This is a genomic window from Catellicoccus marimammalium M35/04/3 (assembly GCF_000313915.1).
In the GTDB taxonomy this organism is placed as follows: Bacteria; Bacillota; Bacilli; order Lactobacillales; family Catellicoccaceae; genus Catellicoccus; species Catellicoccus marimammalium.
The window spans coordinates 78,118-96,159 of sequence record NZ_AMYT01000021.1; the positions used below are offsets into that span (position 1 = coordinate 78,118).

Here is an 18,042-nt window from a genome sequence, read left to right on the forward strand (position 1 = left end):
TTTTAAAGGAGCTATAGACTATGGAATCGCTCAAACGATTATTACAAGATCAATATCAAATTCAATTTAAAAATGAACGTTTATTAAAAGAAGCATTTACCCATTCTTCTTATGCCAATGAGCATCGAGAAGAACAATTACCTTGCAATGAACGTTTAGAATATTTAGGAGATGCCGTGTTAGAACTGTTGGTATCTACTTATCTTTTTAAAGAATATCCAGAATTACCGGAAGGAAAATTAACTCGTTTTCGTGCGGCTATTGTAAAAGAAGATAGTCTCGCTTATTTTGCCAAAGAAGTTCATTTTGATGAACATATTTTTCTTGGCAAAGGAGAAGAAAAAGCGAATGGACGTCAACGTCCAGCTTTATTATGTGATTTATTCGAAGCTTTTTTAGGGGCGTTATATTTAGACCAAGGGCTAGAAAAAGTCCAAGCCTTTTTAGATCAAGTGATGTTCCCGAAAGTGAAGAGTGGTACGTTCACTTCTGCCGTTGACTATAAAACAAAATTACAAGAATTATTACAAAAACAAGGTGAAGTGAAAATTCAATATCAACTAGTGGCAGAAGAAGGGCCTGCCCACAATCGTTCCTTTAAAATGGCTGTTTATTGTGATGGAAACTTATTATCTGTCGGTACAGGAAGAAGTAAAAAACAAGCTGAACAAATTGCTGCACAAAAAGCAATTCAAGAATGGCAAGAAAGAGGTTAACCTTGTATTTAAAACGCATTGAAATGACTGGGTTTAAGTCGTTTGCTGACCGTACGGTGCTAGAACTACAAAAAGGATTGACTGCCATTGTAGGTCCCAATGGAAGTGGGAAAAGTAACATTGTTGAAGCGATTCGTTGGACATTAGGAGAACCAAACGCTCGAGAATTGCGAAGTGAAAAAATGACCGATGTCATCTTTGGCGGCTCGAAACAACGACGAGCTAAAAACTTTGCTCAAGTACAATTAGTCTTTGCCGAAGAAGAACAACCAGAAGAAGAAATTGTCATTGCTCGTAGTGTACAACGAAATGGAGACAGTCGCTATGAGATGAATCAACAAAGTTGTCGCCGAAAAGATATTCAACGCTTTTTCCAACAACATGGAATGGGAAGAGAAAGTCTATCCATTATTTCTCAAGGAAAGATTGAAGAGATCTTAGATGAAAAACCAGTGCAACGAAGAAAAATTATTGAAGAAGTTGCAGGGATTCGTCACTATCAAGAAGAGCAAAAAAAAGCAGAACAAAAATTAAAGGAAACCGATCAACATTTAGAACGTCTAGCAGATATTCTTTATGAATTAGAAAAACAACGTTCTCCTTTAGAAAAAGCAGCTACAAAAGCTCAAACGGCAAAAGAATGGCAAGAGAAAAAAGAAGTCTTAGAAAAAGAATTGTTAGCGTGGAAAGTACAGACGACAAAAAAAGACCTAGAGCAATTAACAAAACAAGGTCAAAAAGAAGTTCGTGCTTTTCAAGAGCTAGAAGAAAAGTTGGATGCGATTCAAAAAGAACGAGTGCAAAAAGAGGCGCAATACCAACAAGCTAAATTCGATCAAGAAGCTCAGCAACAAGAATTCCAACAATTCCAACAACAATGGAATCAGTGGCAAACTTCTTATGAGGTAGAAAAAGAGCGAACAAAACAACAATTAGCAAGAAAAGAAGAATATGAAGCACAAAAAGAAGAAATCGCTACACAATTAGAAGAAAATCTGGCTCAAGAAAAAGCGCAAAAAAAAGACTATCAACAACAAAAAGCCGATTTAACCAAGCAAGCACAAAAAGAAAAAGAATGGTTGGCACAATATACTACAGAAAAAGAAAAAGCTCAGGCATTAAAAGAAGATCAACAAGAACAATACTTTGCTTTATTGCAAGAAAAAACAAAGTGGCAAAATCAATTACAAGAAATTGAAAAAGAAGCGCAAAAAGCTGAGTTTCAAAAAGAAAAACGTGAAGAACAAAAGAACGCGTATCGCAAGTCTTTACAACAACTAGAAAAAGAAGCAGAAAGACAAGTGATACAACAAAAAACTTGGGAAGAAGAATTACAAACTTATAAAGAAAACCAAGTTCAATTTTTAAAAGAAAAAGAAACGCAACAACAGCAACAAAAAGAAGCTCAGAAACAATTGGCTTATTGGGAAAAAGAAAAGGTAAAAAATACTACTGCCTTAGAATCCATGCAAAAAGCCTATCAAGAACAAACAAGTTACCATCAAGGGGTACGTACGGTATTAGCCCAAGACTGGGAAGGGATTTATGGAGTTGTTGGTCAATTAGCTGAAGTAGATCCTATGTATCAGACTGCTTTAGAAGTAGCTTTAGGGGCACAAACTCAACACATTGTAGTTGAAAATGAAGCGGTAGCGAAACAAGCGATTCAATTTCTTTATGAAAAGAAAAAAGGGAGAGCAACTTTTATTCCCTTAAGTGTCATCCGTCCACGTCAATTTCCTAAAAAAGAATATGAAAAAATTGCTTTGATGGATGGCTTTATTGGTCTAGCTAGTGAGTTATTACAATTTGCTCCTGAATATGAGGTGTTAAGTGCTTATTTAGTTGGGCAAATTGTCATTGCTAAAGATTGGGACCATGCGCTTTTGATTGCTAAAGCACTGCGTTACCAATATAAAGTTGTGACTTGCAAAGGAGAAATTGTCCAAACCGGAGGTGCATTGACCGGAGGACGTCAACGGAAAGAAGCACATCTTTTAGCTGAAAAAAATCAAATGAAGGCCTACAAAGAGGCGATTCAACAAGCAGAAGAAAAAGTGTTGGACTATCAACACTTGCAAGAAGAAGGACTAAAACAGGCCGAAGAAAATGAGCGAGTGATGCAAGAAAATGAAGCGAATCTGCGTCAAGTTCAATTTTTCTTAACAGAAGAAGAACGACAAAAAGAGCAAAGAGAAAAAGAAATCCAAGAGATAAAAACTGAGCTTTATTTACTAGGCAAAGAAGCAACACAACAAATCGATTGGCAAAAGGAAGCCAAAGAAGCTAAAGAAAAAGTCCAACAATTAGAACAAGAAGTACAGCAATGCTTACAGGCTATGGAACGCCAAAAAGTAGAGTGGGAAAAAGTCCAAGAAGCACTACAAAAAACTCAAGAAAAATGGAGTCAACAACAGCTTCTTGTGGTTCAATGTCGTCAAGAGGTCAAACAAAAAGAAAAAGATTTGCAACAACAACAGGAGCAAATCACTCGTTTGCGTCAACAACAAGCTTTGTGGGAACAACGCTTACAAGAATTATCTTTTGCTACAAAAACAGAAACCGAATGGCAAAAAGAAAAAGCGGCATATGAAGCACAAAGCCAAGCGTGGCAAGAAAAAATCCAACAACAAAAAACAATGATTGTGACGTTGGAGAAAACTTGTCATCAATTGTTACAAACGCATCAAGAATTACAGTTGCAGCAACAAAATGAAGACTTTGCGTTAGGAAAACGAGTGGAAGAAAAGAAAGCAATGGAAGAAGAATTACAAACGGTGCTTTCTTATATTCAAAAACAATACCAATGTTCTGCTGAAGTCGTGCAACAAACATGGAAACAACCTCACGATGTAAAAGCGGCAAAAGAAGAGTATGAAGCATTACAACGCTCTTTAGTTCAATTGGGTTCTGTTGATACAGAAGCCTATGACCGTTTCTTAGAAGTGGAAGAACGTTATCAATTTATGAACGAACAAAAAAATGACTTGGTGACCGCAAAAGAACAACTATTGGAGACGATGCGTTTATTAGAAGAAGAGATGAAACATAAGTTCATCGTCACTTTTGAAAAAGTAAATGCAAAATTCCAAGAACTCTTCCCTAAAATGTTCCATGGCGGAAGAGCTCAGTTGATTTTAACCGAACCAAATCAACCTTTAGAAACAGGTCTTGATTTAGTCGTTGAACCAAAAGGAAAAAAAGAGAAACATTTACGTCTTTTATCTGGTGGAGAACGAGCATTAACTGCCATTACTTTATTATTAGCTACGATCCAAGTACGACCAGTACCGTTTTGTGTGCTCGATGAAGTAGAGGCGGCCTTGGATGAAGCCAATGTTCGTCGTTTTGCCTTATATTTACAAAACTTCTGCCAAGAAGAACAATTTTTAATGATCACTCACCGTAAAGGAACGATGGAAGTCGCTCAAGACTTATACGGAATTTCTATGAATCAAGAAGGGTGTTCACAAGTCTTATCTGTACGTTTAGGAGAAAAAAATGAAACAATGTATCATGATTGATTTAGATGGCACATTATTAAAGCCAGATAAAACGGTTGGCGAAAAAACAAAAGCGGTGATTCGCCAATATAAAAACGACCATCAAATCGTTATTAGCACAGGGCGTCCTCTCCCAGCTGTAAAAGGATTATTAGAAGAATTAGGATTATGGGAAGAAGGACAATATGTAGTAACTTATAATGGTGGAAGAATTGACTGTTTAGGAGCAAATCCGCAAGTATTAAAAAATAGTCAATTAGACAAGGAAGAATTGGCACCGATTTGGGATTTTGCGAAAAAAGAAGGATTGAGTTTCCATCTTGTTAATGAAAGTACGATGTATTATGACAAAGAAAATACAGATCCTTTTTATCGTGAATTAAATGCCAAAATGGAACAAGTCGCGATGTCACAATTACCTACAGGATCTTTTAATAAAGTCGTACTCGTGGGAGATAAAGAAATACTTCCTTTATTAGCGAAAAAAGGACAAGAAGAATTACCACAATATCTTTGGTTACAAACTATGCCCAATTTATTAGAGGTGTCTTCAAAAGAAGTAGGAAAAGAACAAGCGTTACAGTTTTTACAACAAGAATTGGGCTTGAAAAAAGAACAGATGGTGGCCATTGGCGATGAAGAAAATGACCGTCTAATGTTAGAACAAGCTGGATTGGGCATTGCGATGGGGAATGCCAAACCAGAAATTAAAAAAATTGCGGATGTCATTACGACTTCTAATGCTGACGAAGGAGTCGCAGAAGCATTTCTTCGTTGGATTTAAAAGAAAGGAAGAAAAGCATGGGATTATTTGACAAACTGAAAAAAGCATTCCTTGGAGAAACAAAAGAGGAAAAAGAAGAAGAAAAAAAAGTAAAAGAAGAACCAGCAGAAGAGATTGAAGATCCGATTGCTGAAGATGTCGTAACCGAAGAATTGGCAACGACAGAAGAAACAAAAGAAGAGGAAGCACAAGCGTTAGAAACAGAAGAAAAAGCAGAGGAAGTGCTACAAGAAAAAGAAGAATCTTCAAAAGAACCTCAAGAGCCAAAAGAAACTTCTGAGCTAGAAGAGACAGAGGAAGAAGAAAACAAAGAAGATGCTTCTGTGAAAGAAGAAACGGAAGAACAAGTCGAAGAAGTAGTTTCTTCAAAAGAAAATACAGAAGTAGAAGAAGAGCCAAAAGAGGTAGAAGAAAAAGAAGAAGAAATTCCTTCGATTGCAAAAGAAGTAGAAGAAACCCTAGAAGAAGTCTCTGTGTCTGAAGAAACTATCATCGAAGAAGAAATGGCTCAAGAAGCTGCTACAGGAGAAGAATTAGCAGCAGAAGAAGCAGTAGAAGAAAAAGAAGAAACACAAGATAAATATGAGCACGGGTTGGAAAAAACACGTAAAACTTTTGGAGAACGTTTAAATGCGTTATTAGCAAACTTCCGTCGTGTTGATGAAGACTTCTTTGAAGAATTGGAAGATACTTTGATTACTTCTGATGTTGGTTTCCAAACTGCACTACAATTGACTGATACATTGCGCGATGAAGTGAAATTGCAAAATGCGAAAAAACCAGCGCAGGTGCAAAATGTCATCATTGAAAAAATGGTCGACCTTTATGAAGCCAATGGCAGTGGATTAGATAGTCGTCTTCATTTTGCGCCAGAAGGACCAACGATTTTCTTATTTGTTGGAGTTAATGGAGCAGGAAAAACAACAACAATCGGAAAATTAGCTCATCAAATGAAATCTGAAGGCAAAAAAGTCTTATTAGCCGCTGCAGATACTTTCCGTGCTGGTGCGATTCACCAATTAGAAGTATGGGGAGAACGTGCGGGTGTAGAAGTGGTTGCCGGTCAAGAAGGTGGCGATCCTTCAGCGGTAGTATTTGACGCTGTAGAAAAAGCGAAGGCAGAAAATTATGATGTCTTATTAGTTGATACCGCAGGACGTTTACAAAATAAAGTGAACTTGATGAATGAGTTAGCGAAAATGAAACGTATCATTCAACGCGAATTACCAGAAGCACCGCAAGAAGTGCTATTAGTTCTAGATGCAACAACAGGACAAAATGCCTTAAGTCAGGCTAAACAGTTTAATGAAGCGACAGAATTAACAGGCTTAGTGTTGACAAAACTAGATGGTACAGCCAAAGGTGGAATTGTGTTAGCGATTCGTAATGAATTAAAAATTCCAGTGAAATTAGTCGGTTTAGGAGAAAAAATTACTGATTTATCTCCATTTGATGCCGAACAATTTGCTTATGGATTATTCAAAGGATTGTGGAAAGAAGATTAACTCATTGTAAAATAGAAAGGAGGTTCCTATGGCTTATCAAGCATTATATCGTGTCTACCGTTCGCAAACTTTTGCGGATGTTGTTGGCCAAGAAGGAATTACAAAAACGCTCCAACAAGCAGTGAAGCAAGAGCATATTTCTCACGCTTATCTTTTTTCTGGCCCACGAGGTACAGGGAAAACAAGTGTTGCCAAAATTTTAGCTAAGGCAGTAAACTGTCTAAATCCACACGATGGGGAACCTTGTAATCAATGTGAAAATTGCCAAGCGATTACAGAAGGACGTTTTTCTGATGTCATTGAGCTAGATGCCGCAAGTAACAACGGAGTGGATGAAATTCGTTCTCTTTGTGAAAAATCAAAATATGCACCAACCCAAGGAAAATATAAAGTCTATATTATCGATGAAGTACATATGTTATCTAAAGGAGCCTTCAATGCGTTACTAAAAACGTTAGAAGAGCCAAGTTCTAATGTCATCTTCATTTTAGCGACAACCGAAGTGCATAAAATTCCAGCGACGATTATTTCTCGTACGCAGCGTTTTGAATTTAAACGTATCTCTACTGAAGCTATTGCTAAACACTTAGGGGTGATTTTACAAAAAGAAGGCGTAGAATATGAAGATTCAGCGATTCAAAAAATTGCCCAACTAGCAGAAGGTGGAATGCGTGATGCCTTAAGTTTACTGGATCAATCGTTAGCCACTACAGAAGGAACGTTGACCCTTGATGCCGTAGAACGCGTCACAGGAACGTTTTCTACCGAAGAATTAGATCTTTATATTAATGAGTGTTTGTTACAAAATACAGGAAAAGCACTCCAAATTTTAAAAGATTTATTGGCCAGTGGAAAAGAAGGAGGACGCTTCTTAGATGATTTATTGGAAGAAGTGAAAAATCTATTCTTATATCGAGCAGATACGACTTGGTATCAAAAAGAATATCAACCGAATGCGACTTTTACGCAATTAGCTCAATATAGTAATGATGACTTTTTAACCTTTGCCTTACAAGAAATTGCAAAAACAAAAGAAAATATGCGACTAAATGGTCATCAAGAATTATATTTAGAAGTGATGACGGTTCGCCTTTGTCATCCAATGACTCAAGGAAAAGAAGCACAGGTTGTCGCCACTCCTTCTGTAGAAGTGACTCCTACGGTTCAGAAAAAAGAAGAGGATGAAGCGTGGAAAGAGGCATTACAACAAGAAATTCAACGTTTACAACAAAAAGTAGCGTCTTTAGAATGGCAAATTCAACAACAAAAAGGAAACGAAGAGAAAAAAGAAGAAACCTTAACGATTGAACCATTCACTCCTGATGAACCAGCTATTTTAGCGATTATGCAACAGGCAAAACGTAATTATTTTGATGAGTGGCAAGCATTATGGCCAAACTTACAAAATCAAAATAAAGTGTATTTAGGTTTATTGCGAGGAACACAAATTGCCGCAGCAAGTGAAGATGCCTTTGTCATCTCAGTAGAACATCCAGATATTGCCAAAGCGATTCAACAAGATGTTGCCTTGCAACAATATTTGTTAACTACAGCTAGTGAACAATTAGGAAGAGACCAAAAAGAATATCAATGTATTGAACAAAGTCAATGGCGAGAACTTCGTCAACGCTTTTTTCAAGAAAATCAACAACGTTTAAAAAAACAAACTCAACAAAATCCAGAATATATGCAACAAGCCGTTGCTTTATTCGGAGCTGAAAATGTAAAAGTAACCAAAGAATAGGAGAAAAACATATGAATATGCAAGCAATGATGCGTCAAGTACAAAAGATGCAAAAAGAAATGACTCAAGAACAGGAACGTTTACAACAAACGGTTTTCACAGCAAAATCTGCAAGTGACTTAGTCGTAGTAGAAGTATTAGGAAATCGTACTATTAAAAATATCGAAATCAAACCAGAAGTGATCGACCCAGAAGATCCAGATATGTTACAAGACTTATTAATTACAACTTTAAATGATGCGATGAAACAAATCGATACAAAAACAGAACAAACAATGGGACGCTTCACTCAAGGAATGAGCTTACCATTTTAAGTTAAGAAAAGAGGAATGAAAGGATGCAATATCCAGCACCGATTGCTAAATTGATTGATAGCTTTATGAAATTGCCTGGAGTTGGAGAAAAAACCGCTACTCGTTACGCTTTTTATGTATTACAAATGGAAGACCAAGATGTGAGTGCTTTTTCTAAAAATTTATTAGAAGTAAAGCGTAAATTACATCACTGTCCAAATTGTGGTAATTTAACAGACATGGACCTTTGTAGTATTTGTCGCGATAAAAGCCGTGACCCTTCAACGATTATTGTGGTTGAAGATGTACGCGATGTGATGAGTATGGAAAAAATGCAAGAATACCATGGTTTATATCATGTATTAAATGGTGTTTTATCTCCTAGTGCAGGAACAGCGATTGAAGACATCAACTTAATGAGCTTATTAGAGCGTCTCCAAAAGCATCCCGAAATTAAAGAAGTAATTATTGCTACGAATGCCAATGTGGAAGGAGAAACCACCGCCATGTATATTGCTCGTTTGTTAAAACCAATCGGAGTAAAAGTGACACGAATTGCGTGTGGTTTATCTGTGGGTAGTGATATTGAATATGCTGACGAGATGACGCTTTTTAAAGCGATTGAGGGAAGAACCGAATTGTAAAGTGGAGAATTTCTCCACTTTCTTTTTGTGTAAAATAAAAAGAATGTGTAATGGAACCTCATGATAAAATAAGGGAGAACAGTTCACAAGTATGCAATAAATTGATAAAATGAAGACAATAGAAAACAAGGAGGGTCATCATGAACGGTATTTTTATTACCTTTGAGGGACCAGATGGCGCAGGCAAAACTTCAGTTATGGAAGAGATTGTCGCAATTCTACGTGATCAAGTGATGATTGATATCGTAGAAACAAGAGAACCTGGGGGAATTCCTATCGCAGAAGAAATTCGTCAGTTGATTTTAGATAATAAAAACGTAATGATGGACGAACGCACAGAAGCTTTATTATTTGCGGCAGCTCGTCGTCAACATTTAGTAGAAAAAATTAATCCAGCTCTACATGCTGGAAAATTAGTCATTAATGACCGTTTTGTGGATAGCTCACTTGCCTACCAAGGCAAAGGACGTCGTATTGGAATGGAAGAAGTGGCACAATTAAATGAATTTGTTACAGAAGGCTTAAAACCTGATTTGACATTATATTTAGATATTGATGCTGAAACGGGTCTGAAACGAGCAGGAAAAGTTGCAAATGGCAATGATCGTTTGGAATCAGAGGGCATTGAGTTCCATCAACGGGTACGTCATGGATATATTGAATTGTTACAAAAAGAAGGAGACCGTATTGTAAAAGTGGATGCCAAGCAACCTTTTGAACAAGTTGTTACAGAATGCTACCACATTATTCGTGAACGTTTCCCTTCAATTTTCCGCAATTATTAAGAGAGATGAACGAACGTGAAACAACAAGAAATTCAAGCACAACTACAATGTGCATTAGAAAAACAACAGTTACGCCATGCCTATTTATTTTTAGGAGAAAAAGGAAGCGGGCGTTTTGCTACTGCTCAGTGGCTAGCCGGTCAGTTTTTGTATCCTAAAGAAGTGACAAAAGAAGAGCAAGAACGAATCGAAAAAGGATATCATCCCGATGTCCATGTTTTACGTCCAGAAGGAAAAGTGGTAAAACGGGAAGAAGTTCAGGCGTTTTATGAAGAAATGAGTCGCAGTGGTCTAGAAAGTAAGCGTCAAGTTTTTATCTTTTTAGAAGCCGATCGTTTTCATGAGGCTGCTAGTAATCTTCTTTTAAAAATGATTGAAGAACCGGTGGGAGATTGTCTATTTCTTTTCTTAGCACAAAGAAAAGAAGCAATTTTACCAACGATTCTTTCTCGTGTCCAAGTATTTTATTTTTCTAAAGCAGAAATAGAAACAGAAGAAGAAATTTATTTTCCAAAAGAAGAATCCGAACAAAAAGCAATTTTAGAAGAATGGATTCATTTGCTACAACAAGGAGATAGGATGGCTTTTCCTTACGTTCAAATGAAGATTATGCCTTTTGTCAGTGCTCGTTCAAAAAATTTAGAGCAAAGAAAAGTGCAAGAACAATTATTAGACCGTTTATTATGGTTAGCAAAAGAAGCGGAGTTTTTTGCCTTTTTCCCACTTCTTTTCCAAGCCAAAGAACAACTCGAACAAAATGTGAATTTTCAACATATTTTAGAATATATTGCAGTACGAATGGATAGCTAGGGGGGAAGAAAATGGCCAAAATTGGCGTTCGATTTACAGAAGCAGGGTTGATTTATTATTATGAAAAGCCAAAGGAAATCCAAGTTGGAGATTATGTAATTGCCCCAGTTCAAAAATGTGATCAATTTGGTGAAGTTGTACTGATAAAAGAAGAAGAATCAGAAGAAGAACTACCACAAATTAAAAGAGTAGCAACCCAAAGTGATATCGCAAAAATGAAACAAAACCAAGAAGATGCAAGACAAGCGATGGAGATTACGAAAAGAAGAATTGAAGTTCATGGGTTAGAGATGAAGTTGATTGAAATTCAATATAGTTTTGAACGCACAAAAATGCTATTTTATTTTACAGCCGATGGACGAATTGATTTTCGTGAATTGGTGAAAGATTTAGCCTCCATTTTTAAAACTCGGATTGAATTACGTCAAGTAGGTGTCCGCGATGAAGCAAAATTGTTGGGAGGACTTGGACCTTGTGGCCGTCCTCTTTGTTGCCATCAATTTTTGGGAGATTTTATGCCTGTTTCTATTAAAATGGCAAAAGATCAACATTTATCTTTAAATCCAACAAAAATCTCTGGAGTTTGTGGCCGTTTAATGTGCTGTTTACAATACGAAGATGACGTTTATGAAGAAGCAAAACGTCAATTGCCAGATATTGGGAAAAAAGTGATCACCCCAGATGGACCAGGTTGGGTGGTAGGACTAAATATTTTACAAGAAATTGTCCAAGTTCGTTTATTGGATAAAGCAGTTCCTTTGGATTATCCAGGAAATGAAGTAGAACAAAAAGATTGGGAAGAGAAAGAACATGGATAAACAAGAACTATATCAAAGTTTGGAAACGGTAGAGGTACAGTTGCAAGATGCACTTTTACAGGTGCAAGCAATGAAAGAAATGTTAACTTCAGTCGTGAACAATTTAGAGTTAGAAAATAAATATGTTCGCGAACGTTTGCAAGAACTAGAAAAAATGCAAGTACCAACTGTACAAAAAGAAGAAGATGCCTCTACTCGTTCTCAAGTACAAGAAAATTTAAACCATCTCTATGAAGATGGATTTCATATTTGTCCTTCAAGTTATGGAGCAAAACGAGAAGGAGAATGTATGTTTTGTTTAGAAATTTTATATCGTGATTCTTAGGAGGGGAAAAATGCAACAACAAAAAAGTTTTCAAAAAGAAAGTGGAAATCTTTATTTAGTTCCTACTCCGATTGGGAATTTAGAAGATATGACATTCCGTGGCGTACGAACATTAGAAGAAGTAGATATTATCGCTAGTGAAGACACACGTCATACACAAAAGCTATTAAATCACTTCTCGATTACAACACCACAAATCAGTTTACATGAACATAACTATAAAGAAAGAATTCCTCAACTCATTGCGCGTTTAGAAGAAGGAGCGAACATGGCTCAAGTTAGTGATGCAGGGATGCCTTCGATTAGTGATCCGGGGCATGAACTAGTAGAAGCTTGTATTGAAAGAGGAATTCCAGTGATTGCTCTTCCTGGAGCAAGTGCTGGAATTACGGCTTTAATCGCTTCTGGCCTAACCGCTCAACCTTTTTTATTTTATGGCTTTTTACCAAGAAAACAAGGAGAAGCTATACAGACACTAGAAGTACTAAAACCAATTGAAAGTACGTTGATTTTTTACGAATCACCAAAACGTTTAGCGAGTACATTTGCCCTAGTTGAAAAAGTTTGGGGAGGACAACGCCGCTGTGTTTTATGTCGAGAATTAACAAAACGCTATGAGGAATATACTCGTGGTACTGTCCAAGAATTATTAGCTTATACACAAGAGAATGAAATCAAAGGGGAATGCTGTTTGCTTTTTGAAGGTTATCAAAAAGAAGTAGAAATGATTTCTTTAGAAGAAGTAGATTGGAAACAAGAAGTTGAGAAAAAAATGGCAGAGGAACAAATTTCGAGTAAAGTAGCGATTAAACAAGTCGCGAAACAATACGGAGTAAAAAAACAAGACGTTTATCAAGCTTATCATCAAAAATAAGAGGTCGTACGAAGAAGCGTACGACCTTTTAAAATAGATCATCAATATGATGCCAATCAAACTGCTGTTGTGAAGTGGTTTCGACTTTTAATTGTAAAAAATCAAAGAGTTGATTGACAGTTAGCTTGCGCAATAAGCGTTGTTTGGCAAAAGGGCCTTTCATTTTGGGTAGATAAAAATCTAAATAGGATTGGATTTCTTCTTCTGTAATATTAGGATATCCTTCTTCGGCCCATTGTTTTTGTTTGGTTTGAATATTCATGGTTTCCCTCAAAGAAAAGAAAAGTGTAGCAAAGCTACACTTTTTTTATTTTATTATTTTTTTGCTTCTACGCCAACGACATTTTTGATTGCGCCTAGATCAAAGTCTAAGTATACGCCATCACAATCAATCGTCACGATTTTTGTTTCATGATTCACTTCATGGATTATACCGTGTAGTCCACCAATTGTAGTTACTTTATCTCCAGCATGAATACTATCTAAAAAGTTTTGACGTTGCTGTTGTTGTTTCTTTTGAGAGCGATTCATAAAGAATAGCATAACCCCAAAGATAACAATCATTGGCAAGAAACTCATAAGCATACTAGCCATATCATTTGCTAATGTGAACATAGTTTTTCCTCCTATAAATAGTCAACAGTTCTATTATAGCATAGGGAAGAAAAATTCACATGAAAAGCCATAAAAGTCTAGAAATTTTTCGGATTTTCTGCGTTAAAGCCGTATTGTTCAAAGAAAGCTTCACGGAATTCTAATAAGTTATCATCCATAATTGCTTGACGAATATCACGCATTACATCTAATAAGAAGTATAAGTTATGGTAGCTTGTTAAGCGCATGCCAAAGGACTCATTACATTTAATTAGGTGACGAATATACGCACGAGAATAGTTACGACAAACATGACAGTTACAATGTTCATCAATCGGACGGAAATCACGAGCGTATTTCGCATTTTTAACAACTAAACGACCATTGTGTGTCATACAAGTACCATTACGAGCAATACGAGTTGGTAGTACACAGTCAAACATATCTACACCACGGATTACCCCATCGATTAAAGAATCTGCCGTTCCAACACCCATTAAGTAACGAGGTTTATTTTCTGGCAATAATGGAGTTGTATATTCTAACACTTCATTCATTTCTTGTTTAGATTCACCTACAGAAAGTCCACCAATGGAATATCCAGCAAAGTCCATGTTGACTAAATCATGAGCGCTTTGACGACGTAAATCTTCAAATCCTGCCCCTTGCACAATTCCAAATAATCCTTGGCGATCTGGATTTTGATTAGCTTTTAATCCACGTTCTGCCCAACGAGAAGTACGTTCAATCGATTTTTTCACGTAATCATAACTTTCATAGAATGGGGGACATTCATCAAAACTCATCATAATATCTGAACCTAAGTTATTTTGAATTTGAATCGCTTTTTCTGGAGATAAGAATAATTTTTCTCCATTTAAGTGATTGCGGAAATGAACGCCTTCTTCTTCAATCTGACGCATATCACTTAACGACCAAACTTGGAAACCACCAGAATCTGTTAAAATCGGTTGATCCCAATTCATGAAAGAATGAAGACCGCCTGCTTCTTTAACGATTTCATCTCCAGGACGAAGCCATAAGTGGTAGGTATTACTTAAAATGACTCCTGCGCCCATCTCTTTTAATTCTTCTGGGGACATAGTTTTAACTGTTGCTAATGTTCCTACGGGCATAAACATTGGAGTAGGGAAAGTACCATGAGGAGTAATTAACTCACCTAAACGTGCTCCAGTATATTTTTCTTTCTTAATTAAACGATAACGAATTGGATGTTCAGTCATTTCAATCCTCCTATAAAAATCAATTCGTACTATTATAACATAGGTTGAAAAGAGAAGAAATTTTCCTTCTAAGGAAGGTGTTAAAGAAAACTTAATAATCAGTTAAAGTTAGAGACATATAAAAGAAATATGCTATAATGTTAATTATTCATATTAAGAAAGAAATAGAGGCCAAAAGAAATGAAAGAAAAATGGATTGCATGGAGAGATAATCATGCCAATGTGGTGTATGGCTTAAAGTTTGTTGGTCGTACGATTTTGTATTTTTTGATAATTATGACGCTAATTTATTTATATCATTACAAAAATATTAGTGGTGGTAGTTTTATATATAATGAATTTTAGGGGAGGAGAAAGATGGAGAAAGTTACGCATATTATAAATTCATTAGAAAAAATTGCGCAAGAGCAACCCAATCAAGTGGTGTTTCAAGATGTAAATCATCATTACACTTATGCTGATTTACAAGAAAAATCAAATCATGTAGCTGCCTACATTGATGCTCATATTGCAGAAGGACCAATTGTTGTCTATGGTGGGCAAGAATTTGAAATGATTGCTAGCTTTGTTGGTTGTACAAAAGCTGGACGTGCTTATATTCCAATTGAAAAAAGCACTCCGTTTGAACGCTTCCAATTGATTTGTAGCGTTGCACATCCAGCTGCAATTATTTTTACAGAAGAAGCATTACCAAAAGAAGAATTAGAACAGTTAGGAGAAATTCCAACTCTTCTTTATAAAGAAATTCCTACAGCAGATTACACTATCAGTCATCCTGTTGAAGGAGACGACACTTACTATATTATCTTTACTTCTGGAACAACTGGTGTACCAAAAGGAGTACAAATTAGCCATGATAATTTAGTTAGCTTTGTCAACTGGGAATTATCTGAAGACTTTGCGATTGGAGAAGGAAAACGTTTCTTATCTCAAGCACCTTATTCTTTTGACTTATCTGTAATGAGTGTTTATCCAGCTTTACTTTCTGGCGGTTCTTTAGCACCATTAACAAAAGAAGTCATCAATGATTTCAAAACACTATTTGAAGTGTTACCAAAATTAGAAGTTAATGTTTGGGTTTCTACTCCTTCCTTTATGGATATTTGTTTAATGGATCCAAACTTTAATGGTGAAACGTTACCAACGTTAACTCATTTCTTATTCTGTGGAGAAGAGTTACCAAAAGCAACTGCACAAAAATTAGTGGATCGTTTCCCACAAGCACATATTTTTAATACTTATGGACCAACAGAAACTACCGTAGCGATTTCGCAAATTGAAATTACCCAAGAAGTGATTGATGCTTCGGATCGTTTGCCGATTGGATATGTGAAAGAAGATACACATGTGTATATTTTAGATGAAAATACTCCAGTCGCTGCCGGCGAAGTAGGAGAAATCGTAATTGCTGGACCAAGTGTTTCTAAGGGATATATGAACAATAAAGAAAAAACAGAAGAAGTTTTCTTTACTTATGAAGGTCAACCTGCTTACCGTACAGGGGATGCTGGTCATATGGAAGCTGATGGGTTATTACGTTATGACGGACGCATGGACTTTCAAGTAAAATTACATGGTTATCGTATGGAATTAGAAGATATTGACCATCACTTAAATGAAGTTTCTTATGTGAAACAAGCAGTAGTAGTACCAAAATACAAAGATCACAAAGTACAACAATTAGTGGCTTATGTGATTGTAGAAAACAATCCATTTGAAAAACCATTCCAATTAACAAAGGCAATTAAAGAAGAAATGCAAGAAACAGTAATGGAATATATGATTCCACAACGTTTTGTTTATGTAGATCAATTACCGTTAACACAGAATGGGAAAATCGACCGTAAAGGGTTAATAAATGAGGTGAATAATACATGAGTTTAGGGATGATTCCTTACGAAAATCCAACTTATGTTTTAATTTTAGCCTTAGCCTTGATTCCAACGATGCTTTCTATTTACTACAAACAAGATCGCATGAATTGGTATCAAATTTTAGTTTCAGTCATCTTTTTAGCTATTAGCTTTTCTGGTGGAAAAATCCAACAAGGAGTTGCGTTAATCTGCTATGTGATTTTTGAAACTATTTTAATTGGGGCATACTTCTCGTATCGCCAAAAGAAAAACAATAGTTGGGTCTTTTATGGAGCGGTGTTCTTGGCCATTCTACCATTAATTTTTGATAAGATTGTGCCATTTGTTGATCATCATCCATCCATCTTTAGTTTTTTAGGAATTTCATATTTGACATTCCGTTCAGTCCAAATGATTATGGAAATGCGCGATGGAGCGATTAAAGAATATCATCCTTGGCGTTTTGTTCAATTCTTAGTCTTCTTCCCAACGATTTCTTCTGGTCCGATTGACCGCTATCGTCGTTTTGAAAAAGACTATTTGAATCCACCAACTCGTGAAGAATATTCTAATTTAATTGAAAAAGGGGTTTACAACTTATTTATTGGTTGTTTATACAAATTTATTTTAGCATACTTCTTAGGTTCTTTAGCCTTACCATTTATTGGTGAAGCTGCTCATGACAATGCTGGTTTAGTTCGTATTGTTTGCTTAGTTGGTTATGCTTATGTTTATACCTTGGACTTATTCTTTGACTTTGCAGGATATAGCCGTTTTGCGGTCGGAATGAGCTACTTAATGGGGTATGATGTACCAATCAACTTCAACAAACCATTCTTAAGTTGGAACATTAAAGAATTCTGGAATCGTTGGCACATGTCATTATCTTTCTGGTTCCGTGACTTTATCTATATGCGTTTAATGTTTACCTTATTGAAGAAAAAAGTATTTAAGAGTCGTATCGTCGCTTCGAATGTTGGCTACTTTGCTTTATTCTTAATCATGGGATTATGGCATGGTTTAACATGGTACTATATTGCTTATGGACTTTACATGGCTTGTGCGATTTGTATTAACGATGCATGGCTACGATTCAAGAGAAAACATCGTAAACAATTACCAAGCAATAAGTTTACGCATTGCTTCTCTGTTTTCCTAACCTTTAATGTGGTAGCCGCTGGATTATTAATCTTCTCTGGCTTTTTAAACACATTTTTACATTGGTAAGATAAAAGATGAAGCGTGAAAATCACTTTGAAAAATGTTAGAATTAAAAAATGAAATGAATTGAAAGAAAAGGGGATAATTATTATGAACGAACAAATTTTAGACTTATTAGCAGAAGCAACAGGAACAGATGAAGTAAAAGAAGATTTAGATATGAACTTATTTGATGAAGGATTAATGGATTCATTAGGTATGGTTCAATTTTTAGTAGATGTAGATGGAACTTTAGGAATTGAGGTTCCTATTTCTGAAGTACAACGCGAAGATTGGGATACACCAAATAAAATCATCGCTCGCCTAAACGAATATAAAGGATAGAACTC

19 protein-coding genes are annotated in these 18,042 nt (G+C 36.0%); 16 read left to right on the plus strand and 3 right to left on the minus strand.

The window, feature by feature from the left end; all coding sequences use genetic code 11:
- Positions 1-20 precede the first annotated feature (20 nt).
- The 12 genes from rnc to rsmI all read left to right on the plus strand — a co-directional run bounded on the left by rnc (position 21) and on the right by rsmI (position 12,801).
- Positions 21-716 carry a ribonuclease III gene (gene rnc, locus C683_RS05195; RefSeq protein ID WP_009491657.1) on the plus strand — a complete coding sequence of 232 codons (696 nt, stop codon included), beginning with the start codon at positions 21-23 and terminating at the stop codon, positions 714-716.
- 2 nt (positions 717-718) lie between these two features.
- A complete protein-coding gene (gene smc, locus C683_RS05200; RefSeq protein WP_009491658.1) occupies positions 719-4,240 on the plus strand; it encodes a chromosome segregation protein SMC in 3,522 nt (1,173 codons plus the stop codon).
- Positions 4,218-5,003, plus strand: a complete 786-nt coding sequence (locus C683_RS05205) for a Cof-type HAD-IIB family hydrolase (RefSeq protein ID WP_009491660.1) — start codon at positions 4,218-4,220, stop codon at positions 5,001-5,003. Before smc ends, C683_RS05205 begins: the two co-directional genes overlap by 23 nt.
- Before the next feature lie 17 nt (positions 5,004-5,020).
- Positions 5,021-6,508, plus strand: coding sequence for a signal recognition particle-docking protein FtsY (gene ftsY, locus C683_RS05210; RefSeq protein WP_009491663.1), 1,488 nt, complete (start codon positions 5,021-5,023; stop codon positions 6,506-6,508).
- Positions 6,509-6,536: 28 nt separating this feature from the next.
- Positions 6,537-8,252, plus strand: coding sequence for a DNA polymerase III subunit gamma/tau (dnaX, locus tag C683_RS05215; RefSeq protein ID WP_009491665.1), 1,716 nt, complete (start codon positions 6,537-6,539; stop codon positions 8,250-8,252).
- An 11-nt stretch (positions 8,253-8,263) separates the two neighbouring features.
- A complete protein-coding gene (locus C683_RS05220) occupies positions 8,264-8,566 on the plus strand; it encodes a YbaB/EbfC family nucleoid-associated protein (protein WP_009491667.1) in 303 nt (100 codons plus the stop codon).
- 23 nt (positions 8,567-8,589) lie between these two features.
- Positions 8,590-9,189, plus strand: coding sequence for a recombination mediator RecR (recR, locus tag C683_RS05225; protein WP_009491677.1), 600 nt, complete (start codon positions 8,590-8,592; stop codon positions 9,187-9,189).
- Positions 9,190-9,329: 140 nt separating this feature from the next.
- Positions 9,330-9,974, plus strand: coding sequence for a dTMP kinase (tmk, locus tag C683_RS05230; RefSeq protein WP_009491679.1), 645 nt, complete (start codon positions 9,330-9,332; stop codon positions 9,972-9,974).
- A gap of 15 nt (positions 9,975-9,989) precedes the next feature.
- A complete protein-coding gene (locus C683_RS05235; RefSeq protein WP_009491681.1) occupies positions 9,990-10,784 on the plus strand; it encodes a DNA polymerase III delta prime subunit in 795 nt (264 codons plus the stop codon).
- Between the two features lie 11 nt (positions 10,785-10,795).
- Positions 10,796-11,602, plus strand: coding sequence for a PSP1 domain-containing protein (locus C683_RS05240; protein ID WP_009491683.1), 807 nt, complete (start codon positions 10,796-10,798; stop codon positions 11,600-11,602).
- Positions 11,595-11,927 carry an initiation control protein YabA gene (locus C683_RS05245; protein WP_009491685.1) on the plus strand — a complete coding sequence of 111 codons (333 nt, stop codon included), beginning with the start codon at positions 11,595-11,597 and terminating at the stop codon, positions 11,925-11,927. Before C683_RS05240 ends, C683_RS05245 begins: the two co-directional genes overlap by 8 nt.
- A gap of 10 nt (positions 11,928-11,937) precedes the next feature.
- Positions 11,938-12,801, plus strand: a complete 864-nt coding sequence (gene rsmI, locus C683_RS05250; RefSeq protein ID WP_009491687.1) for a 16S rRNA (cytidine(1402)-2'-O)-methyltransferase — start codon at positions 11,938-11,940, stop codon at positions 12,799-12,801.
- A gap of 28 nt (positions 12,802-12,829) precedes the next feature.
- Here the strand turns inward: rsmI and C683_RS05255 are convergent, their stop codons facing one another.
- The 3 genes from C683_RS05255 to tgt all read right to left on the minus strand — a co-directional run bounded on the left by C683_RS05255 (position 12,830) and on the right by tgt (position 14,639).
- Positions 12,830-13,063, minus strand: coding sequence for a post-transcriptional regulator (locus C683_RS05255; protein WP_009491689.1), 234 nt, complete (start codon positions 13,061-13,063; stop codon positions 12,830-12,832).
- Positions 13,064-13,116: 53 nt separating this feature from the next.
- Positions 13,117-13,416 carry a preprotein translocase subunit YajC gene (yajC, locus tag C683_RS05260; RefSeq protein WP_009491691.1) on the minus strand — a complete coding sequence of 100 codons (300 nt, stop codon included), beginning with the start codon at positions 13,414-13,416 and terminating at the stop codon, positions 13,117-13,119.
- A gap of 77 nt (positions 13,417-13,493) precedes the next feature.
- A complete protein-coding gene (gene tgt / locus C683_RS05265) occupies positions 13,494-14,639 on the minus strand; it encodes a tRNA guanosine(34) transglycosylase Tgt (protein ID WP_009491693.1) in 1,146 nt (381 codons plus the stop codon).
- A gap of 180 nt (positions 14,640-14,819) precedes the next feature.
- On the opposite strand from tgt, the gene C683_RS06500 reads away from it, so the two are divergent.
- The 4 genes from C683_RS06500 to dltC all read left to right on the plus strand — a co-directional run bounded on the left by C683_RS06500 (position 14,820) and on the right by dltC (position 18,037).
- Positions 14,820-14,984: a teichoic acid D-Ala incorporation-associated protein DltX gene (locus C683_RS06500; protein ID WP_083848970.1), complete on the plus strand. Its 165-nt coding sequence runs from the start codon at positions 14,820-14,822 to the stop codon at positions 14,982-14,984.
- A 12-nt stretch (positions 14,985-14,996) separates the two neighbouring features.
- Positions 14,997-16,517, plus strand: a complete 1,521-nt coding sequence (dltA, locus tag C683_RS05270) for a D-alanine--poly(phosphoribitol) ligase subunit DltA (protein ID WP_009491695.1) — start codon at positions 14,997-14,999, stop codon at positions 16,515-16,517.
- A complete protein-coding gene (gene dltB / locus C683_RS05275; RefSeq protein WP_009491697.1) occupies positions 16,514-17,719 on the plus strand; it encodes a D-alanyl-lipoteichoic acid biosynthesis protein DltB in 1,206 nt (401 codons plus the stop codon). Before dltA ends, dltB begins: the two co-directional genes overlap by 4 nt.
- An 84-nt stretch (positions 17,720-17,803) precedes the next feature.
- Entirely contained in the window at positions 17,804-18,037 is a 234-nt protein-coding gene (dltC, locus tag C683_RS05280; protein WP_009491698.1) for a D-alanine--poly(phosphoribitol) ligase subunit DltC, read from the plus strand.
- The last annotated feature ends 5 nt before the right edge of the window (positions 18,038-18,042 follow it).